At 41.7% G+C, this 20,239-nt stretch carries 15 protein-coding genes; 6 read left to right on the top strand and 9 right to left on the bottom strand.

The window, feature by feature from the left end; translation table 11 throughout:
• The first annotated feature begins 142 nt into the window (after positions 1-142).
• From AB4238_RS04500 to AB4238_RS04485, 4 genes are all read left to right on the top strand, one after another.
• Positions 143-1,750, top strand: coding sequence for an N-6 DNA methylase (locus tag AB4238_RS04500; RefSeq protein ID WP_372031730.1), 1,608 nt, complete (start codon positions 143-145; stop codon positions 1,748-1,750).
• The gene (locus AB4238_RS04495) at positions 1,747-2,964 is read left to right on the top strand and encodes a restriction endonuclease subunit S (RefSeq protein ID WP_372031729.1); all 1,218 of its coding nucleotides are present in this window, start codon (positions 1,747-1,749) and stop codon (positions 2,962-2,964) included. Before AB4238_RS04500 ends, AB4238_RS04495 begins: the two co-directional genes overlap by 4 nt.
• 149 nt (positions 2,965-3,113) lie before the next feature.
• Positions 3,114-6,851 carry a DEAD/DEAH box helicase family protein gene (locus AB4238_RS04490; protein WP_372031726.1) on the top strand — a complete coding sequence of 1,246 codons (3,738 nt, stop codon included), beginning with the start codon at positions 3,114-3,116 and terminating at the stop codon, positions 6,849-6,851.
• A gap of 159 nt (positions 6,852-7,010) precedes the next feature.
• Complete coding sequence (locus tag AB4238_RS04485; RefSeq protein WP_372031724.1) at positions 7,011-9,269, top strand: putative dsRNA-binding protein; 2,259 nt, start codon at positions 7,011-7,013, stop codon at positions 9,267-9,269.
• Positions 9,270-9,422: 153 nt separating this feature from the next.
• Here the strand turns inward: AB4238_RS04485 and AB4238_RS04480 are convergent, their stop codons facing one another.
• Entirely contained in the window at positions 9,423-9,734 is a 312-nt protein-coding gene (locus AB4238_RS04480; protein WP_372031722.1) for a helix-turn-helix domain-containing protein, read from the bottom strand.
• A gap of 220 nt (positions 9,735-9,954) precedes the next feature.
• On the opposite strand from AB4238_RS04480, the gene AB4238_RS04475 reads away from it, so the two are divergent.
• Together AB4238_RS04475 and AB4238_RS04470 are read left to right on the top strand one after the other, a co-directional pair.
• Positions 9,955-10,479 carry a hypothetical protein gene (locus AB4238_RS04475; RefSeq protein WP_372031720.1) on the top strand — a complete coding sequence of 175 codons (525 nt, stop codon included), beginning with the start codon at positions 9,955-9,957 and terminating at the stop codon, positions 10,477-10,479.
• 4 nt (positions 10,480-10,483) lie between these two features.
• Complete coding sequence (locus tag AB4238_RS04470) at positions 10,484-11,872, top strand: DEAD/DEAH box helicase (protein ID WP_372031718.1); 1,389 nt, start codon at positions 10,484-10,486, stop codon at positions 11,870-11,872.
• Positions 11,873-11,874: 2 nt separating this feature from the next.
• On the opposite strand, the gene AB4238_RS04465 is transcribed toward AB4238_RS04470, so the two are convergent.
• The 8 genes from AB4238_RS04465 to cobT all read right to left on the bottom strand — a co-directional run bounded on the left by AB4238_RS04465 (position 11,875) and on the right by cobT (position 20,232).
• Positions 11,875-12,867, bottom strand: coding sequence for a TniB family NTP-binding protein (locus AB4238_RS04465; protein ID WP_372031716.1), 993 nt, complete (start codon positions 12,865-12,867; stop codon positions 11,875-11,877).
• Positions 12,867-14,711 carry a Mu transposase C-terminal domain-containing protein gene (locus AB4238_RS04460; RefSeq protein ID WP_372031714.1) on the bottom strand — a complete coding sequence of 615 codons (1,845 nt, stop codon included), beginning with the start codon at positions 14,709-14,711 and terminating at the stop codon, positions 12,867-12,869. Before AB4238_RS04460 ends, AB4238_RS04465 begins: the two co-directional genes overlap by 1 nt.
• Positions 14,711-15,274 carry a TnsA endonuclease N-terminal domain-containing protein gene (locus tag AB4238_RS04455; protein WP_372031711.1) on the bottom strand — a complete coding sequence of 188 codons (564 nt, stop codon included), beginning with the start codon at positions 15,272-15,274 and terminating at the stop codon, positions 14,711-14,713. Before AB4238_RS04455 ends, AB4238_RS04460 begins: the two co-directional genes overlap by 1 nt.
• Before the next feature lie 289 nt (positions 15,275-15,563).
• Positions 15,564-16,205, bottom strand: a complete 642-nt coding sequence (gene cobO / locus AB4238_RS04450; RefSeq protein ID WP_372031708.1) for a cob(I)yrinic acid a,c-diamide adenosyltransferase — start codon at positions 16,203-16,205, stop codon at positions 15,564-15,566.
• 50 nt (positions 16,206-16,255) lie between these two features.
• Positions 16,256-17,812, bottom strand: a complete 1,557-nt coding sequence (locus AB4238_RS04445; RefSeq protein WP_372031800.1) for a cobyric acid synthase — start codon at positions 17,810-17,812, stop codon at positions 16,256-16,258.
• A gap of 64 nt (positions 17,813-17,876) precedes the next feature.
• Complete coding sequence (gene cobU / locus AB4238_RS04440; RefSeq protein ID WP_372031705.1) at positions 17,877-18,428, bottom strand: bifunctional adenosylcobinamide kinase/adenosylcobinamide-phosphate guanylyltransferase; 552 nt, start codon at positions 18,426-18,428, stop codon at positions 17,877-17,879.
• A complete protein-coding gene (locus AB4238_RS04435) occupies positions 18,425-19,204 on the bottom strand; it encodes an adenosylcobinamide-GDP ribazoletransferase (protein ID WP_372031703.1) in 780 nt (259 codons plus the stop codon). The genes cobU and AB4238_RS04435 overlap by 4 nt, the downstream gene beginning before the upstream one ends.
• Positions 19,204-20,232, bottom strand: coding sequence for a nicotinate-nucleotide--dimethylbenzimidazole phosphoribosyltransferase (cobT, locus tag AB4238_RS04430; protein ID WP_372031701.1), 1,029 nt, complete (start codon positions 20,230-20,232; stop codon positions 19,204-19,206). Before cobT ends, AB4238_RS04435 begins: the two co-directional genes overlap by 1 nt.
• Between the last annotated feature and the right edge of the window lie 7 nt (positions 20,233-20,239).

Raw genomic sequence — 20,239 nt, 5'->3', positions numbered from 1 at the left:
TTGCTGATATGATGAGCTCAATTATTTTCCTATCTAAGACAATGAACTGCCTTAGATTTATTCAAAGCAACTAATACGACTGACACGCAGTAAAGCATCATTATTGGCGTGTTTAGATTATTGCAATATCAAGAGAAAACCAATGCTAACAGGCAGAATACGTAATCAAATCGACCAAGTGTGGGAAATGTTTTGGACCGGCGGTGTCGCTAACCCTATCTCAGTTGTTGAACAAATCTCTTATCTATTATTTATTCGTCGATTAGATGAACTGCAACGTACCGCAGAGCGACGCTCCCAAGCGACGGGATTACCAGTTAAAAACCCAATATTCAGCCCAGATGAGCAAGATCTCCGCTGGAAAAGTTTTAAAGATAAAGACCCTGATATTATGCTCGAAATTGTGCGTGATAGAGTGTTCCCAAAAATTAAAGCACTCCATGACCAAGGCAGCTTTGCCGAGCACATGAATGACGCCATTTTCATTATTCCCTCAGGAAAGCTACTCGACCAAGTGGTGCAACTGCTTAGCGCCATCGACATGGACGACAAAGACACCAAAGGCGACCTGTACGAATACTTGCTAAGCAAATTGCAGCAATCAGGTGTTAATGGGCAGTTCCGCACCCCACGTAACATCATTAATATGATGGTTGAATTAATGCAGCCTAAAATTGGCGATACCATTTGTGACCCTTCATCAGGCACCTGTGGTTTCTTAATGTCGGCGCTTGAATACGTTGAAACTCACCACAAACAAGCAGTAAACAAACCCGTAAATCGCAATCACTTTGATAATGCCATGTTTACCGGTTTTGATTTTGACAAAAGTATGCTCCGCATTGGCGCAATGAACATGCTACTGCACGGTATTGAAAACCCAAGCGTGCATTACCGTGACAGCTTGCAAGACCAAGGCGATGACAACATCTCAGAAGCGTACAACCTCATTCTTGCCAACCCGCCATTTAAAGGCTCGGTCGATTTTGACATTGTTTCACCTGATCTACTGCGGGCATTGGGTAAAAACCCTACTGCCAAAAAAGCCGCAGTTAAGTACACCACCGAAATAGATGAAGACGGTCAAGAGATTCAAGTTGAAGTTAAAAAGAAAGGCCCGACTGAAAAATCAGAACTGCTATTTTTAGCATTGATTTTACGCATGCTTAAAGTCGGTGGCAGAGCCGCCGTTATCGTACCTGACGGGGTATTATTCGGTTCAACTAAATCTCACAAAAGCATTCGCGAAAAAATCGTTAATGAGCAAAAGCTTGAGGCGGTTATCTCACTGCCATCGGGCGTATTTAAGCCATACGCAGGGGTCAGTACTGCAATCCTTATCTTCACCAAAACCAACAGTGGCGGTACCGATAATGTTTGGTTCTACGACATGCTGGCTGATGGTTTTTCGCTGGATGATAAACGTACACAGCTTGTTAAAGCAGGTGAAACAGCTACCCACGAACAAAGCAACATTGCCGATATTATTGCACGCTTTAACACCCTAACCAATGAAGACAACACACCAAATAGTGACAGTTCAGAATACACGCGCAAAAAGACCGAACAGAGCTTTATGGTGCCAGTGGCAAGCATTACTGCCAACGATTGTGATTTAAGCCTTAATAAATACAAAAAAGTAGTCTACGAAGAAGTTCAGTACGACTCACCAAAAGTGATTTTAACGCGAATTAAAACCCTGCAAGAGAAGATGGCAAAGGGTGTTTATGAGTTGGAGAAATTGCTGTGAGCTGGCCTTTAGTAAAGCTTCAAGATCTTGTTGAGATAAACATTGGTCGAACACCTTCTCGCGATAATCCAAAATTTTGGGGAAAAGGCCTTTCATGGCTCTCCATTAGGGATATGAATCAAGGCAAGTTTTTATCTAAAACAGCCGAACAAATTACCGAATTTGCGGTAAAAGAAACAAATTGCAAAATAGCTAAGAAAGGCACGGTATTATTTAGTTTCAAACTAAGCATTGGTAAAGTTGGGTTTGCTGAAATAGACATGTTTCATAATGAAGCTATTGCAGCTATGCCTATCAAGAAAGACGTTGAATTATGTGAAGAGTATTTATATTTTGCATTATTACAAATGGATTCAAGCAAGAGTACAGATCGTGCTGTTATGGGAGCCACTTTAAATAAAAAGAAAATGGCAGAATTGGAAATCCCACTCCCCCCACTTGCAACGCAAAAGCAAATCGCAGCGGTGTTAGAAAAAGCCGACCAATTGCGTAAAGGCTGCCAGCAAATGGAGCAAGAGCTAAACAGCCTCGCTCAGTCAGTGTTTATTGAACTATTTGGTGATCCACTAATAAACCCTAAAGGTTGGCAGCCTCGCACTCTTAATGAGTTTTATGCTTCGCCAAAGACGGGCACTAAATGTGGGCCGTTTGGTTCTGCGTTGAAAAAAGAAGAGTTTGTAGATTCAGGTATACCTGTATGGAATATGAGTAACATTTCTCTAACCGGGGAATTTATTGATAGTCCAACACTGTGGATTACTGAAGATAAATACAAACAACTAGAGTCTTATGATGTTCTTCAAGGAGATGTAATCATCTCTCGTGCCGGTACAGTTGGGAAAATGGGAGTAGTTAGCTCTGAATATGATAGATCAATTATTAGTACAAACTTGATTAGAGTTAGGTTTGGAAATGATCTTTTACCGTTGTACTTTGTGTGTTTAATGACTTACTGCAAAACGAGATTGAAACGATTGAAAGTAGGAGATGATGGGTCATTCTCTCACATGAACACAGGAATCTTGGATAACATCGAGTTCCCGTACCCACCTATGAAAGAGCAGTTGAAGTATATGAAGTTTAGAGAAAATCTCGACCTTCAATTGGGTAACTTGAATCAATTAAAGGGTGAACACGAGTCGAGCTTCAACTCATTAATGCAAAAAGCCTTCAAGGGTGAATTGAATCTCAACGAAATTGAGAAAGTAGGATAGTGTGTAGGCCGCAAAAAGCCTTGCATTCGCAACATCCATGTCGCTCACCCTACGGGCAACATAGTTGTGCAAAATGGCTATCCTGCCATTTTGTTAAGGCGAATTAAACTTATAAAAATAATAATATGATGATGTAAAAAGGAAATTTAATGTCAGATACAGCTAACGTTTCAACAGACGCTCAAGGCTGCTCAACAAACGCTCAGGGCTCTGCTGCTAAAGACGCTCAAGGCTCTGTTCATCACAAGAGTAACTTCGCCATCATGGATGTGGCGATTACCGATGTGGATGATTTGTACTCCACCCGCTGTGCGGAGATACAAACTCGCGCAAAAAACGCTGAGAGCAACATCAAATCCGACCCACGTATAGCAGGCTTCTATGCCCGCAATGCGTTGGAGTTGATGGTTGAAACCGTATTTGATATTGATAACTGGCTAACCCGCCCTCGTCATGATGCCACCTTGATGTCGCTGATTCATGATAAGGGCTTTAAACAAAACCTCACCACTAATCTGTTCCCTAAGCTTAAGCTTATTATTCAAGTGGGTAACGAAGCCGTACACAGTAAAACAACGCTGCCGCAACGTGATGCTTTGCAAGCAGTAAAAGAGCTGCACCATGTGTTGTATTGGTTTGTGCGTACTTATACGCCAATTCTTGGTAGTAAACAGATTGGCAGCAAAGAGCCTGGAAACAAAGAGTTTGACCGCAGCCAGTTTGTAATTCAAGCCTTTGATGAAATCCTTATTCCGCAAAAAATTGCCATCGATGCCACATTAGTCACCAAGGCTATGAGTAGCATTAAGCGAGTGCAAGAGCTTGAAAAACAACTGGCAGAAGATGATAAAGTTGAGCGTGAAGCCTATCTGAAGCAGCTTAAAGAAAACGCTGACTTAAAAGCTGCCAATGAAGATTTACTAAAACAAATTGCCAACGCCAAACAGGCAGCTAAAAACCAGCAAGACAAGCATGACTATAACGAAGCAGAAACTCGCTATTATTTAATTGATGCTCTATTAGATGAGGCAGGTTGGCCACTTAAAGATACCCGTGATAGAGAATACAAAGTCACGACTATGCCAATCAGCGATGCTAACCCCAAGGGTAACGGTTATGTGGACTATGTACTGTGGGGCGATAATGGCACCGCCTTAGCCGTGGTTGAGGCAAAAAAGACCCATCGCCGTGCAGAAGATGGCCAGCAGCAAGCCAAATTGTATGCCGATTGTTTACAAACAAAGTATGGTGTCCGTCCGGTAATATTTTACACCAATGGCTATGAGACGTGGTTATGGGATGACAAGTTTTATCCACCACGTCAGGTGCAAGGCTTTTACACCAAGGCTGAACTTGACTTGATGATAAAACGCCGCAGCGAGCGTAAGCCGTTTTTTGAAGAAGATACTTCTGAAAAAATAACGCCCAGTGCCAACCTCGTTATTAATAACGAGATCTCCAATCGTCACTATCAAAAATCAGCCATTACTAAGCTGTTACAAGACTTTGAGTTAGAGCACGAGCGCAAAGGCTTGTTTGTCATGGCAACAGGTACAGGTAAAACCCGTACCGTGATAAGCCTTGTTGATCTGTTGGTGAAAAACGATTGGGTTAAGAACGTGTTGTTTTTAGCCGACCGTAATGCGCTGCTGAGCCAAGCGAAAAAGAACTTCGTTAAGTTGCTGCCTCGCGTTAGCTGCTCAATGCTCGATTCAGGCCAAAGTAAGCACAACATCGACAGCCGTTTGTATTTTTCTACTTATCCGACCATGAAGAACTTGCTAGACCGAGGAGCAAATGAGCGCCCATTTGGTGTTGGGCATTTTGATTTGATTATTGTTGATGAAGCGCATCGTTCAGTGTATTCAAAGTATCGCCAAATTTTTGAGTACTTCGATGGCTTCTTAATCGGCTTAACGGCAACCCCAAAAGATGAAGTTGAAAAAGACACCTACGGTATTTTTGATTTACAAAAAGGCATGCCAACCTACGCCTACGAAGATGAAAAAGCCTACGGCGAAGGTTACTTGGTTCCGCCGACTAAAATTTCAGTCGCCACCAAGTTTTTACGTGAAGGCATAAAGTACAAAGAGCTTTCAAGCGAAGAACAAGAAGAGTGGGAAAACAAAGCTGAGCTGGAAGATCGTGAAGAAGTGTTGCCCTCAGAGATCAATAAATTTTTGTTTAACGAAGACACCGCAGAGAAGATGTTTGCTCAGTTAATGAGTAAAGATGAGCATGGCGGCATCCACGTTGAAGGCGGTGATGTGATTGGTAAAACCATCATATTTGCAGCCAATAATGATCATGCCCTTTTCCTTGAAAAGATGTTCAACAAGAACTACCCCAAGTGGGCGGGCAAGCTTGCTCGCGTCATTACCTTCAAAGAGACCTATGCACAAAGCCTCATTGATGAGTTTGGTGGCGACGAGAACAAAGTAGATGAGTTTGACCCAAAGAACCCAACCTGCCGTATCGCTATCTCGGTAGACATGCTGGATACCGGCATCGATGTGCCTGAAGTGGTCAACTTAGTGTTCTTCAAAGTGATCCGCTCAAAGGTGAAATTCACTCAGATGATTGGCCGTGGCACACGCTTGTGTGAAGATTTGTTTGGCCCTGGCGATAATAAAACAACCTTTAAGGTATTCGATTACTGTCAAAACTTTGAGTACTTCGATGCTAACCCTGAAGGTTTACCGGTTGGGGTGGCAAAACCCGTTACTCAGCAAGTGTTTGAGAAACGAGTTCTGCTCAGTACCTTGCTTAACAGCAAGCTGAAAAATGTAGAATTCAGGGAGCATAGTCCTGAAGACTGCCAGCGCTATACAGCGTTAAACGACTATCAGCTGGATATGCTTCATCACTTAGTCAGTGGCATGAATCTCGATAACTTTATCGTTAGACCAAAGCGTCAAACGGTGGAGCCTTTCTTAGAGCGTGAGCACTGGAATAATATCGATGATACTAAGTTCACTGAGCTAGAAAGCAGCATTTCCGCACTGCCTACGGAAGCGGAAGCCTTCAACCCAGATGAGCAGCTTAATCATTTATCCCATCGATTCGATAACCTAATACTGACGATGCAACTCGCCTTGCTAGAAAAAGGCATGCTGCCTGAAGCAAGCAGAGTTCGTATGATTGAGTTTGCCGAACAATTAGAAGCGAAATCGACGATACCAGCGGTTCAAGCACAGCTGCAATTGCTGCAAGATATTCAGACAGAAGAGTTTTGGCAGGATATTCACTTAAGCACACTGGAAGATGTGCGCCGTCGATTGCGAAATTTAATGTTTGCATTGGATAAAGAGCAGAAAGAAAAGGTGTACACCAACTTTGAAGATGAAATTTATAAGCCAGTAGATGTCACTGGGACTTCAACAAGCCCAGGATTTAATTTATCTCAATATCGCAAGAAGATTGAGCTGTACATTCAAGATCATCAAGACCAATTAACGATTCAAAAGCTCAAGCGTAATAAGTCCATCACGCAAGTCGATTTAGACGTCCTAGAAGGCTTGCTATTGGATGCAAGCGGCATGAATGATGTTGATACCTATAAAGAGAAAATCTTGCAGGAAAAGCCGCTAGGGACATTCATTCGAGAATTAATTGGTTTAGATATGAATGCCGCCAAAGAAGCATTCAGTCGCTTCCTCGATGAAGAGTCTTACAACGCTGAACAGATTCAATTTGTTGACCAAGTGATCGACTACTTAGTTAACAACGGTATCTTAGATATGTCACAGCTGTTTGAACCACCGTTTACCGATAACCACGGCGAAAGCGCCTACGGCTTCTTCGATGAAGGCACTGTAGTAGAGCTGTTTAGTGTTATTCGAGAAGTGAATGGTAATGCGGTTGTTGAAGAGAGTAAGAGTGCTTAGAGTTGATTGCATTTTTAATCACAGCTTAACTCGCAGCTAGAGCTACATTCATCATGGTTTAATTTAAACCCGAAATAAGTAGCCAGAGAATTGCGGTTACAGTTTTAACTATCAAGACCTTTTCCTATACAGGGTCATTTTTATCTTGAGTGAAATCGAATGCAAAAAACGGTTCCGGATACAATAAAGCAAATTTTGAATATCGACATTTCAAATCATGAACTCTGGGAAGTCGCACTATGTCACAGGTCACATGCTGATGCTAACTCCTCACACCTAGATATCGTTCATAATTGTGGTTTGTATCTATTAGAGTTAATTGCTCACCAAATTGGCCAACAATTAAAAAATGGGCTTGTTACAAGCAAAATAGTAGGTGACCTCAAAGCAGGTATTAAAAATGAACTTTCTCATCGCCTGAATGAGATCCCAAACTGTATTAAGTTAGGTCCCGGAGTACAGCAAAGTGAATACGACTTAGCATTAGCCTCTATAGCTGAGCAATTAATCGGTGTTGCACTTATCGAAAGCCATGTTCAAGCTATTTATGATTTAGCTAAGAACATGAAAATAGCTCATTCCGGTAACGCCTCTAAAGATCCCAAAACATTGCTTCAGGAGCTTTGTCAGAAAAAACGCATAGGATTGCCAACCTACAATGCAAAGGACAAATCCGGACCAGAGCATCAACTTGAATTTATAGTTGATTGTCAGGTTGGCTCAAAAGTCACACAAGGTAAAGGCCCAGGAAAAAAGAAAGCCTCTACAGATGCAGCGAGCAAAATGCTTACCCTACTTACAGGGGAGGAAGCACAAAACCCAAATACTAAAGCAGTTAAGCTTGCCCTAAAAACATCTTTACCTGAATACTCAACAAAAGCATTCACGATAAAAAAGCAGACACCTTTTCACAGCTATTTTGAAATTGAAAGAAGCATAAACATTGAACCTTCATTGATTCCTGCTAGAGAATATAAAGAACTAGGCGGTGTATCTGGAGGTCATAAAACCTTAGCGCAACTGGGCTCAAAAGTCTTGGAAGCTATTCTAGCACGGTCAATGGCCATCGAAGCTCTGAGTGAGAAGAGGCATAGCCAAGAGCATACTATAGCCTGGCATATACGCGAAACACTTAGCGGTAAACCATTAAAACGTTGGTTAAGCTCTTTTGGTCATCATTGGAATGATAGTTACCTCTCTATTGCAAAAAAGCATGATGAAAGTGAAACTTATAAAGACACATGCCTAAAAGCATTATTGGGACTAGCCTACCTATCCGCATTTTCGACACGATCCACCAGTAGGTTTCTTGAAGCTTCAGAACATACCAAGGCATTTGGGCTATTAGCTTCTATTAATCAATCAGGTGTTGTCGACACAGATATTCAATCGCACCCAAGCCGTGAACTTTCGTCTTCAGCCAAGCAAGAAGCTGTAATGATTCGTTTGCAAAGCAATGGTGTGCAGCTTAAATATGAAAATAGGAACGGAATGATTTTCGCCATGCTATTTGGTGTTTTCGATGATACTGATACAGCTGAAGTATCAATTCCTCTAAATGAAAAGAGTGATGTTAAATTACAAAAATCGCTACTCAGCTCTTATTTAGGAATAGGCCTGGATATCCATGAAGGGCTGATGCCCTACCCATACAAACCAGCTCTTTATCAAATAGTCTCTCCATTACTTCGTCTTTTATGGACGACCTCATTAGAAAATCATGAAGAACTCTATTCTTCTAATGAAGTAATACCTATTATTCAAAAAGTAAGAAATCAGCCTAGTATATATAAAAAAATTACACTCGAGACATTACTGAACTTACAGAGTAAATGGTCAGAGCTATCATTACACAAACAAGCTGAATTAATTAGTGAAATTCGATATAGGCTTGAAATAGATAAAGAGAGAGAACCGCTAGAAAACGTGTTTTTCCAACCTCAGTTGCTGTGCAAACTGAAATCAAGATTATTTACAGAAAGCACTTCGTCTCTAGAACAAAGCAGCACTCTAACAGTGCCATTTAACAAGCCATTTAAATGGCCTACAACAGTTGTGTCAGCAGCTAACGACTCTATTCCTGAAACCCAGTGGCCTAAAGTAGGTATATTGCGTGCTGTTGGCTATCGCGTTGGCAAAAATGGGGAGAAGCAATACACAAGACACACTTTGTTAGGGTATGTATTATCTGAAAAACTTCCACTAGTTGACGGAAAAAGGTACATGGCTCAATGGGAACATCCAAATACAACCTCTAGACTCAAGAAGTTGGCCAATACGATTGCAGCTCTTACTCGTAACGCCAAAAGAAAGAACATGGACATGAATATCTCAATATCAAACTGGGAAGCTGACTTAAATTGGTTGAAAGAGAAATATTACGATTCTGATATTGACTGGGGCTGGCCGAAGACTTAAGTTTCTGTTCCCAAACATAGGAAAATAGGAAACTTCTGAAAATAGGCTTTCATAAAAAAGCATTCAAATAGGGCTGTAAGCAACACTATCATAGACGCCACAAATTTCCTTGGGGCTTATCAGCTCTTAGGATCTACATAATTAAGTGTAGCCTTAATCTTTCTTTATCTTTTTGACTAAATCAGCCCTTTCAACTTCTGTCATCCTTTCAAGTAAGCACAGCAATTCGGCTGTGCTTTCTGACTCACAGAAAAAGTAAGCTACAGGCACGCCCAGCTCATCCGCCATCGCTTTTAGCGTTGCGTAATCGGGTGTGTGCTTGCCTTTCTCGTAATGATTCATGCGTGCGCTCGCCGTACCCGGTTCCATTCCTAATTGAATGCCCAGTTGCTTTTGGCTGATGCCCATCGCTTTTCTTGCCTGCTTAAGCCTAAGCGGCAGTGGATTGATCTGCTTTTCTGACACGAGTTCATTATTGTCTGATCCTAGATAACTTAGATTGTCTTAGTTTTTTCACTTAAGGTATACTAAGGAATCCTTAGCTTTTTGGGCTGCATTGTCAAGTTTTAACCAAATTCGATAAGGTCTGAACAGATAAGGGGAGAAATAGTTAGAGGATATTAATTATTGAAACGTCACGGAATGGCTTATTACACATTGAAATTACTAACAATTGGTAAATATCGTGACCCAATCAATGATCCGTATAAACGAAATACTTATTAGTATCTTAAAAAGTAAAACGCTCACTCAATTTACTGCCGTTGAGTTGAAAAAAATGTTCATAAAGGAACTACCTGACACAAAAAACAAAGATGCTAGCCAATTAGTGCATAGAACACTGAACAAACTATGTAGCGCTAACTTCATTGAAAAACAGATTGATGGCAAAAAGGTTTTATTTATCAAGACTCCCATGTTTGATGAAAGCCGCCTCTATGCAAGTACGCCACGCAAACAAGTCTCAAAAGAGCCCATCGTTAACGACAACGCTCCTAAGTTACAAAAACTTAAAACTACGCTCAACCAATACCAAATTGATCTACTGGGCCATATTGGTGAAGCTGAAGAGTTCAAACGGCTATTCAATGAATTCCCTGAAACGAAAACGAGTTTATATTCCCGCTATATGCATGCGCGCAACCAAAGCTCATCAATGGTTGGTAAAATTAAAGCCATAGAAGCCTGTATCAACACGCTAGAGAGTTAATATCGTGAAGTTAAGACAATGGCAGCATGATTGCGTTAAAAAGGCGCTAGAGTCCTACCAAACACAAAATCACTTTATGTGTTTAGCAACTCCTGGAGCGGGCAAGACTGTAATGGCTGCCGAGCTGGCTGCTCGATTAATTGAAATGGGGAAAGTAGATTTTGTTTTATGCTTCTCACCCTCATCTGAAGTCAACGAAAGTATAAGAGCCAGCTTTTCACGACGACTACAAAAGCGTTTTGATGGATTAATGGGAGCTATTGGAAGCGTTTACACTTATCAGTCCATGTCTTCATTAACGCCTGAGTTTTGGCAGCTTCTTCATAGTCACAATATCTTTGTCATTATGGATGAAGTGCATCACTTAAAAGGCACTGAACTCAATAATGCCAACGCATGGGGTGAGGAAGTACTCCTCAACATTCAAAACCAAGCTTGCTATACATTGGCCCTATCTGGCACACCTTGGCGCTCAGATGCTGCTCCTATCGTGTTATCAAGATTTACTGAACCCGATAACACCATACATTGTGATTTTGTCTATGGTCTAAAGCAAGCGGTAGCCGATGACGTATGTCGTAAACCCAATATCGCGCTCATTGATAATGACAAAATAAGATTAGATGATGAGCTAGAGTCAGAAACGTTTTCATCTATTGCTGAGTTATTAAAAGGGTCTGGATTCAGCTATAAGGCATTAATTAACAATCAACAAGTGATGCATTACATGCTGAGCCAAGGTATTGAAAAACTAGAACAAATACGGCAAGAAACCCCCTTCGCTGGCGGACTCATTGTTGCTTCATCTATCAAACATGCCAAACAGCTCTACCAAATTCTTGTTGGAGATTTTAAACAAACAGCCTGTATTGTCACCTCTAAATTGAAGCATCCTTCACACATTATTGAAGCCTTTAGGCAGAGCGATACTCAATGGATTGTGAGTGTTGGTATGATCTCAGAAGGGACAGATATTCCACGGCTGCAGGTATGTTGTCACCTGAGTCTCATCAAAACCGAAATGCATTATCGCCAGGTGTTAGGTCGGATCTTGCGAGTCACTTCCTGTGATGCTCAACAAGCTTGGTTATTCACTTTAGCTGAAGCGAGCCTTATTGAGTTTGCTTATAGGATCGATCAAGATCTACCGGAAAACGCAGTGATTGTAGAACAAACTGAGCAACAAGAACTAAATTTGGCTTTACCTCATAAACCAATCTCGACTGAGTTTGATCACGACTTAAGCAGCAATCTACACTTCTCAGAGATATCACTAGCCACTAAAGCAGCTACACCACCACTTCTAATCGATATTGAGGAAGAAAACAGTTACAACTTAGCCCTGTTAGGCGGATACAAGGAACAGATTGTGAGGATGTTTGATGCTCATTAACATTAATAAATGTATTCAAACACCCTATCAATAATTTCATCTTTCTCTTCTAGAGCATTTGGGTTATATCTTGAAGGGATTGATAGCACTGGAATAGGAATTTCCTTAAACTTTATAGTAAATGGGTTTGAACTTAAGTGTTCACAGCCTAGTTTATCAAAAGTTTCAGCAAGTGTTTTTTCATTTAGAGTATGATCGTTATTCTGTAGCGCCATTTTACAAGCTTCATATAGAAAAACCATGAGTTGCCTAAACTCCCCTCGACAAACAGCAAAGAGTGCGCGAGTTAATTCTTTGCTATGCAAAACTGGACGCGTATCAAATGACATTCTTTTTGAAAAGCCAACCAAAAGCAATCTAAAATGTTCACGATCTTCTTTACGTATATAACTAAAATATTCCAAGTGCTTCCTGCGCCGAAGTCTAGACCCCCATTCAGAATCATTAATTATATCTTTCATCCAAGGCATTCCTACTAATACAATAGGTATATTTGCTGCTTCACTAATGAATTTTAGTGCACTCGTAATTATCTGGATCTCTTGGTAATTTTTAAACTTAATTAAATCATGAAATTCATTAATGATAAGTAATTCAACATTAGCTGCTGTTAAATTTCGCACCACTTTTTTGGTCAAGTCGGTTTTCATCCCACGTTTTTTTTGGTGACATCCAAAAGTATCTAAATCTGACAATATTTGTACTAAAGTATTTTCTAACCCCTTATTACTCGAAATATTTGTAATGAGCACAGGAACATCTGAATGCCTAAAGCCACTATTAGCATTAACCCTTCGCCGATACTCTTGGATCAAACGTGTTTTACCTGACCCTGTTTCACCAGTAAGCATCATACATTGAGGATCTGATTGATAATCTCTATTGAATCTTAGATCATCAAAATCTTGAAAAGTTTCTGACACTATTGGTAATTCAATAAAGCAAAGCCCAAACTCTTTAAGTGCTGTGTCCTGTTGAAGCGTCAATTTAGTCATCAATATCCTTCCAAATCCATATCCCAATCATCATCTTCCATTTCTGCCTCTACTTGATTGCAGCTAATTGACTTCTGCGGTTCACTTTCTGGGAGGACTATTGTGGATTTACCTGTTGAGCTAATATCAGCTAATTGAGCTTTCTTCTTAACTCCAGAGAGCTTGGCTTTAATTTTAGATTCATTAAAGAGTTCTTGCTCTTGCTGTACTCGAGCATGGATTGCCATTCGGGCTTTAGCTAAACCTAGATTGTTCTTACTCTCGCGTATTGTTTCACGATTAATTTTCTTAATTACTTTATGTTCGTGAAGGCTCAAACCATTGGCATACCCAGTAGTATCAGTACAAGGTACTTTGAGGTAGCCCCCTAACTCCTCTAGGTAAACATGGATACTGGAGAGATCATCAGGGTCTATCTTAATCAGTTTTTTTATAGAGTCTTTAGTTTGCGGATAGTGCTTACGATAATCAGCCAATGCCGTTGAGTCATACATCAACTCTTCATATTTAAAACCATTTCGAGTTAACGTTCTTTCATCAGTGATCCCCATCAGCACATTGAAACGCTCTTCATCCTCTACGCCCATCTGTAAGGGTGGGTATATATCAAAACCATGCTGCCACTGTTTTATTGGTATGCGTGTATCCCGAGAGTCTGAGTCCTGATGATAAATATCAACAATCCAACGATGAAACTCCTCGACAAATACTGAAAAACGCATAATGGCGTCTTTTTCAGGTTTGTAGTCCTCTTTTTCTAGAATATTTGAGAACGTTTTCCCAGGTAGTTCAGTTAAAAAATATTGGTTAATCATGCCAAAAAAACGCTCAACAAACGGCTTTAACCATGGCTTACGAACCGGGTTATATTGAATATTTATACCAGCCTCTTTACAAGCATGGTCTAAACTCTTTGACCAAAACTCAGCTCCATTATCAACAACCAAGGTTTCAAATTTTCCATAACAAGGCCAATCGTTTTGAAGCTCTATTCCGATATTACCCAGCGTTTTAGGCTTTATGGCATGCACAATTGCTTTAGCCGCTGAAACATAAGATGGAGCTTTATAGCTCAAATGAAAACCTAAAACACAATTACTAAAGACGTCAACGATTAAAGTCAGGTAAGGCCTTCCGAGGGGAATAAGTAATTCATCGTCGAGAAGAATTAAATCGAGTGGCGTATGATCTATTTCAACTCGCTCTAAAATCCGAGTGGGCGGTATATGAGAAGAGCAATAGGCGAACCATTGATCAGCTTTGAACTTACCATGCCTAGCGACAGCTATTGGGTAAGGTGGTAGTGACTTTATTCTTTGGTTGAAGGCTGTATAGGAAATAATAGGGATCTTCCCATCCACAATTGTTTCATTCTCAATGGTGATGACATCTTTATAGTACTGGTAGGCAGTTGTCACTTTCGGTCTTTTGGCGTCTAGAAAACGAGATAATGCTCGCTCAAAAAATACCTCGTCGCCTTCCACTCGCTTATTTCGGTTACCCATTTTATGGCGCTTAACAACCAAAGAGGCTAAATCACCATTACTATCAATATAACTCTTACGCCAACGAACCACAGTTCGCCAATTAGGCCGTTTGTCTCTATTGCCTTCAAATAGTTTATCAAGAATTGGGTCTAGTTTATTTTGCGTCCAGCCTCCTGAGTTTTCCTGCTCGATAAAACTAATTAGTTTGTATTTATCTAGAGCTTTTTCTTTAAGGAAGTCAGGGAAAGTATCTAAATCTCTCTTAACTAACTCAGCATCATCTAACTTGACGTATTGAGCTGGGGTTTCAGGTTTTTTAACAGATGTAGACACTGTGAATTCATCTTCAAAGTCCATTATGCATTACACCAGACAGATGGATTGCAAGTTAGGTCATCTTGACTTAGATCAGCCTCTAATAAGCCTTTATTTATTAGCGAATAGAGAAACGAGCGAGTTTCACCGACTGAAAGCGCATATTCATCGGCAACATCATCCAGCTGGATTTTTCCTGAATTTTGAATCAACTGTAGCAATTCACGCTGAATATCACTCACAACATAGATGCCAGAATATCGGTGCAATAATTTGAGATTATTTAAGATTGGGTTTACACGAATTTGCTTATCTGTAACAAGTATAAGCTCAGTGCCGAGTGCCTGAGCAGCCTCTTTCTTAGCGACAAACTTTGCTTTAAAAATAGGGTCGAATGTCTTGCTGTAAGGTTTATATTCATGAAACTTTGTCGTCCCATCAATGTAGTGAAGTAACGCGTCCGGCGTATAAGGTAATCTTTTACCCTCAAAACAGTAATAAAACCCTTTGGGTTGGCTGCCAAAAGTCTCGATTGTCTCATTATATTCATGGTGGAAACATGCATCGAACTCCAATGTGCTCTCACACATTATCGTTTCGCTCACTTTTGCACTCGCGAATTTAAAGACGTTTTTATTGGGCGAAGGCTTACGTAAATTTCGAATATACATGAGCAAAACTCGAGCAACTTAAGTACACTTAGTGTACAGTTGCTCGATATTTTGTCAAATTTGTCAGGCTATGCTTTAATTTTTAACTCAAGTAATTGATTTATATAAAATTGAATTATGTAGTTAAAATACAAAACATCATTTTATGTCAATCTATGCTTTAAATTTGTCAGACTATGGTTATCTTATGTCAATGTATGCTTTCAGTGACACAGGAAGAAATTTAGTAGTCGAAGCCAGGTTGGGCTTTTACCCCTGCCTCAAACGCATGCTTTATCGGCTGCACTTCACTTACAGTATCAGCTATCTCGATAATCGCTCGATGACACGCTCGCCCAGTTACAATCACATGCTGCATCTTAGGGCGGTTTTCTAGCGCCTTAATCACACGTTCTACATCTAGATAGTGGTAGCTCACCATGTAAGTTAGCTCGTCTAACATGACCAAATCTAAGCTCTCATCTTGCAGTAGCTTCTCGGCAGCATCCCAAGCTTTTACTGCCGCTGCAGTATCTTTATCGCGGTCTTGGGTTTCCCAAGTAAAGCCTGTACCCATGACATGGAAATCGACTCCGGCGCCTTCTAATAGAGTGCGCTCACCGCACTCCCAGTTGCCTTTAATAAACTGCACTACAGCCGCTTTCTTACCATGGCCAACGGCGCGCGCGACGGTACCAAAACCCGATGTAGACTTACCTTTACCGTTACCGGTTAACACCAGAAGAATACCTTTCTCTTCTGTTGCTCTAGCAATCTTGGCATCTACGCCCTCTTTGACTCGTTGTTGGCGCGCTTTATGTCGCTCAGCTTTTACTGCTTCTGCTGATTTGCTTTCGCCATTATCAGCTTGCTTTGAATCACTCATTACATATCCTTGTGCGTAGGGTTATTTGCGCATTTATATTGGCACATCATTTAAGTCGATTTTTTCCATATATCAGCCAAGGCTTCAACATCTAAGTGTTGCTCAAGCACGTCAGCTAAGCGGTCCAGCTGTTGCTCTCTTATTTGGTCGACATCAATACTATTAGCATCTTGCATTCCCGCCCACTGCAGTAACAATTGGCAAGCTTGCGGTGAATCAAACAGGCCATGGATGTAAGTACCAAAAATTTGATTATCAGTAGATAGCATACCTTCACTCTGCCAGCGTTTTACTGCTGTAGACTCATTTTGCTGATTATCTTTGCTCCGTCGGGTTAGCGTCAATGGCTGTTCCAATTTCATCAGCGAGTTAGAGCGCCCACAATGAATTTCATAACCTTTAACTTCTGCTTGTTTCCCTAACAGCGACAGTACGCCCTCTACTTGCAACAACACCTTGTCGCTTGTTAGTTCCGTGACCACAGGTAGTAAACCTAGTCCTTCACTGCTTCCAGCGTTATCTTCAATACCCTCTGGATCGTCAATCAGATGTCCAAGCATTTGATAGCCGCCGCAGATCCCAAGTACCTTACCGCCATAGCGAAGGTGCTTTTCTATCTCTTTATCCCAGCCTTGCTCGCGAATAAAATCCAGATCAGCGCGAACATTTTTGCTGCCAGGGACAATAATCAAATCCGCTGACGGTAAACTAGAATGGCTCTGTTGGCCTTTGTCTTGCGCGTGCTTGTGAGATTGAGTTTGCAATGAAACATACTCAAATTCGATTTGAGGATTGAGCCTTAGTGGGTCAAAGTCGGTGTGGTTACTAATGCGAGGTAAAACCAGCACTAATACTTTGAGTTTAGCATCAGTGCTTTTATCTGGCGCGGCAATCAGTGCATCCTCAGCATCAAGATGCAGATCATGTAGGTAGGGCAATACAGCTAATACCGGTTTATGAGTATAATTTTCTAACCAATCCAAGCCCGACTGCAATAGACTGATATCACCACGAAAACGGTTAATCACAAAGCCCTTTACTCGTGCTTGCTCCGACTCACTCAGTAGTGCCAACGTACCAACTAAATGCGCGAATACACCGCCTTTGTCGATATCTGCAATAATGATAACAGGGCAGTCGACCTCTTCGGCAAACCCCATATTGGCAATATCACCCTCACGCAAGTTTATCTCTGCTGGGCTGCCAGCACCTTCAACGAACAGCATTTGATAGTCATCAGTTAATCGCTTGAAAGACTCCTTAACCGCAGCCATTGCTTTAACGCGGTAACCTTGAGCATTTCTACCAAAGTAATCTTCCGCTTCCATCTTCATCAACGCTTTACCGTGGACGATAACCTGCGAGCCAGTATCTGAACTAGGCTTTAATAAAATAGGATTGAAGTCGATTTGCGGTTCAAGATGACAAGCCACGGCTTGCAAAGCTTGGGCGCGACCAATTTCGCCACCATCAATAGTGACCGCGCTATTGAGCGCCATATTTTGTGGTTTAAAGGGAGCCACTTTATAACCTTGGCGAACAAACATGCGGCACAAACCCGCAACCAAGGTACTCTTACCTGCATCCGAGGTTGTACCTTGCACCATCAACACCTTAGCTGGCTTTTTATGATTTTTATTTTTGCTTTCTAAAGTCGACAAAACACTTCTCCTAACCTTTTAGTCGCAAAGGTAAGCCCGCCGTAACCAGAGTTACTCTGTCAGCAATCGCAGCAATATCCTGATGTAGCCACCCAGCTTCATCCACAAAGCGGCGACTTATTTCTCCCATTGGTACAACGCCGCAACCAACCTCATTACTGACCAAAATTATTTCACCAGGTAACTCGGCGATGGTCTGTAAAAACTCGGCTTTAGTCGTTTGCCAATTATCAGTTTTTTGCAGTAAATGATTGGTTAACCACAAGGTTAAGCAGTCGACGAGAACTAGACTATTTTGCTGCACATTACTCTTTAATGCCGCTGTTAACGCCAATGGAGACTCAATGGTGCGCCAATCAATGGCTTCTGTTTGCCGTTTAGATTGATGCTGTACGATACGTGCTGCCATCTCTGTGTCCAATGCCTCTGCAGTCGCAAAGTAAAGACACGCTAACTGACGGCTTCCTTTTTGGTTTTTATTATTAGACACACGCTGCATCACTTGTGATTCAGCAAAATTACTCTTACCACTGCGCGCGCCGCCAAGTACTAAATGGATCACCAAGACGCTCCTACAATGAGTAATAACAAGTAACAAACGACTTCGGCAATTTGCTGAGTCGCCCCAAGCGTATCACCGGTGTAGCCGCCAATTTGTTTGTTAAACCACCGCGCCAATGCAATCCGTACAATCAATAGACCCGAGATAAGCACTAAAGCTTGCACAAATGATATTAACAATAACGAAATAAATGCTGTAGCCAGCAAAATAGACAGTTCGTTGATACTTTGCTGCATTGCCAGTGGCTTACTTTTACTGCTGGCATCATCGGAAACATACTGCTCAGAAAAGATAAAACTAGAGGCAACAACACGGCTTAAGGTATGGCCAACAATTAGTGCGAGACTAACGCTACTGGGATCAAAAAGCGCCAACTCACTGAGCAGTTGCCATTTGAGCAGTAAACACAATAGCAACGCCAACGCGCCATAACTGCCGAGTCGAGAGTCTTTCATGATGCTAAGCTTGGCTTCAATAGTCCAACCACCGCCTAAACCATCGGCTGTATCAGCCAAACCATCTTCATGAAATCCCCCTGTTAATAACACGCTAGCAATCATGGCGAAGATAATCGCAACACTTGGTGACACCCAAGGCAACATCAAGCTATAAACTAAAGCACTGAGCACACCAATAAGCGTACCAACCAAACCAAAATAGCGGCTAGCCTGATTTAGCTTTTCAGCATCGACTTCAATCCACTTTGGCATGGGGATCCGTGTAAAGAAGCCCATTGCGATAAAAAATAGATTGAGCTGTTGCTGCCAAGGTGCCATTAGATCTCTATCCCCGCGTCAGCAAAACTTGCCATCTCATTGTAGAAATTGGCCGCCGATTGAATTAACGGGAACGCTAGGGCTGCGCCCGTGCCTTCACCTAGTTTCAAGCCCAGATTCAATAAGGGTTTGGCTTGCATAAATTCAAGCATTAAGTAATGGCCTTTCTCATCTGACAGGTGCGAGAAGATCATATAGTCACGGCAATCAACATTAATATTTATCGCTACTAAAGCTGCAGCCGAAGCGATAAAACCATCAATAACCACTAACATGCCGCGCTCTGCTGCAGCGAGAATCGCGCCTGTCATCTGCACAATTTCAAAGCCACCAATGCAAGCCAATACCTGCATAGGGTCATCAAGTTCACTGTGGTGTAGTAACATCGCTTGCTCGACTAACATCTGCTTACGCTTAAATGTGGCCGCATCGATTCCAGTACCGCGACCAACACAATCGGCTGCGGGGATCCCAGTTAACACCGACATAATCGCAGCAGCTGCAGAGGTATTGCCTATGCCCATTTCGCCAAGCGCTATCAGGTTACAACCATTCTGGTGATGCTGTTGAACGCGAGCAGTGGCCATATCAAACCCCTGCTTAACAGCCCCAAGTGTCATCGCTGCGCGCTTATGAATTGGGCCTGTTCCCGCCCCTAAACGCTGATCAATAACCCCACTCTCACTTTCAAAGGGTTGCAATACACCACAATCTATCACTTCCAGCTCTAATCCAACTTGGCGGGTAAACACGTTAATTGCAGCCCCGCCAGCCATGAAGTTCCTGACCATTTGCTCAGTCACTTCACTCGGAGCGATAGACACACCAGAATCCGCTATGCCATGATCAGCGGCAAACACTATCATTTTTGGATTGTTGATCTGTGGGCTGTCTTTACCTAGCACTTTTGCAATTTGCAGCGCGAGTCCTTCTAGATCGCCAAGCGCACCTAATGGTTTAGTTTTGGTATCAATTTTCTGTTGAATTGCTTCATCAAACTCTGAACTCAATGGCTTTATATTAAACATCTAACCT

This window comes from Shewanella sp. 10N.286.45.A1 (genome assembly GCF_041470405.1).
GTDB lineage: Bacteria > Pseudomonadota > Gammaproteobacteria > Enterobacterales > Shewanellaceae > Shewanella.
Note: the sequence above shows the minus strand (reverse complement) of the source record. Positions and strands in the feature narration are given on the sequence as shown.

Bases quoted from the DNA above. Each gene is read 5' to 3' on its own strand.
- AB4238_RS04460 (WP_372031714.1), bottom strand. From the start codon at position 14,711: ATGGACTTTGAAGATGAATTCACAGTGTCTACATCTGTTAAAAAACCT.
- AB4238_RS04500 (WP_372031730.1), top strand. From the start codon at position 143: ATGCTAACAGGCAGAATACGTAATCAAATCGACCAAGTGTGGGAAATG.
- cobT (WP_372031701.1), bottom strand. From the start codon at position 20,232: ATGTTTAATATAAAGCCATTGAGTTCAGAGTTTGATGAAGCAATTCAA.
- AB4238_RS04445 (WP_372031800.1), bottom strand. From the start codon at position 17,812: ATGGTGCAAGGTACAACCTCGGATGCAGGTAAGAGTACCTTGGTTGCG.
- cobO (WP_372031708.1), bottom strand. From the start codon at position 16,205: ATGAGTGATTCAAAGCAAGCTGATAATGGCGAAAGCAAATCAGCAGAA.
- AB4238_RS04435 (WP_372031703.1), bottom strand. From the start codon at position 19,204: ATGGCACCTTGGCAGCAACAGCTCAATCTATTTTTTATCGCAATGGGC.
- AB4238_RS04490 (WP_372031726.1), top strand. From the start codon at position 3,114: ATGTCAGATACAGCTAACGTTTCAACAGACGCTCAAGGCTGCTCAACA.
- AB4238_RS04465 (WP_372031716.1), bottom strand. From the start codon at position 12,867: ATGACTAAATTGACGCTTCAACAGGACACAGCACTTAAAGAGTTTGGG.
- AB4238_RS04485 (WP_372031724.1), top strand. From the start codon at position 7,011: ATGCAAAAAACGGTTCCGGATACAATAAAGCAAATTTTGAATATCGAC.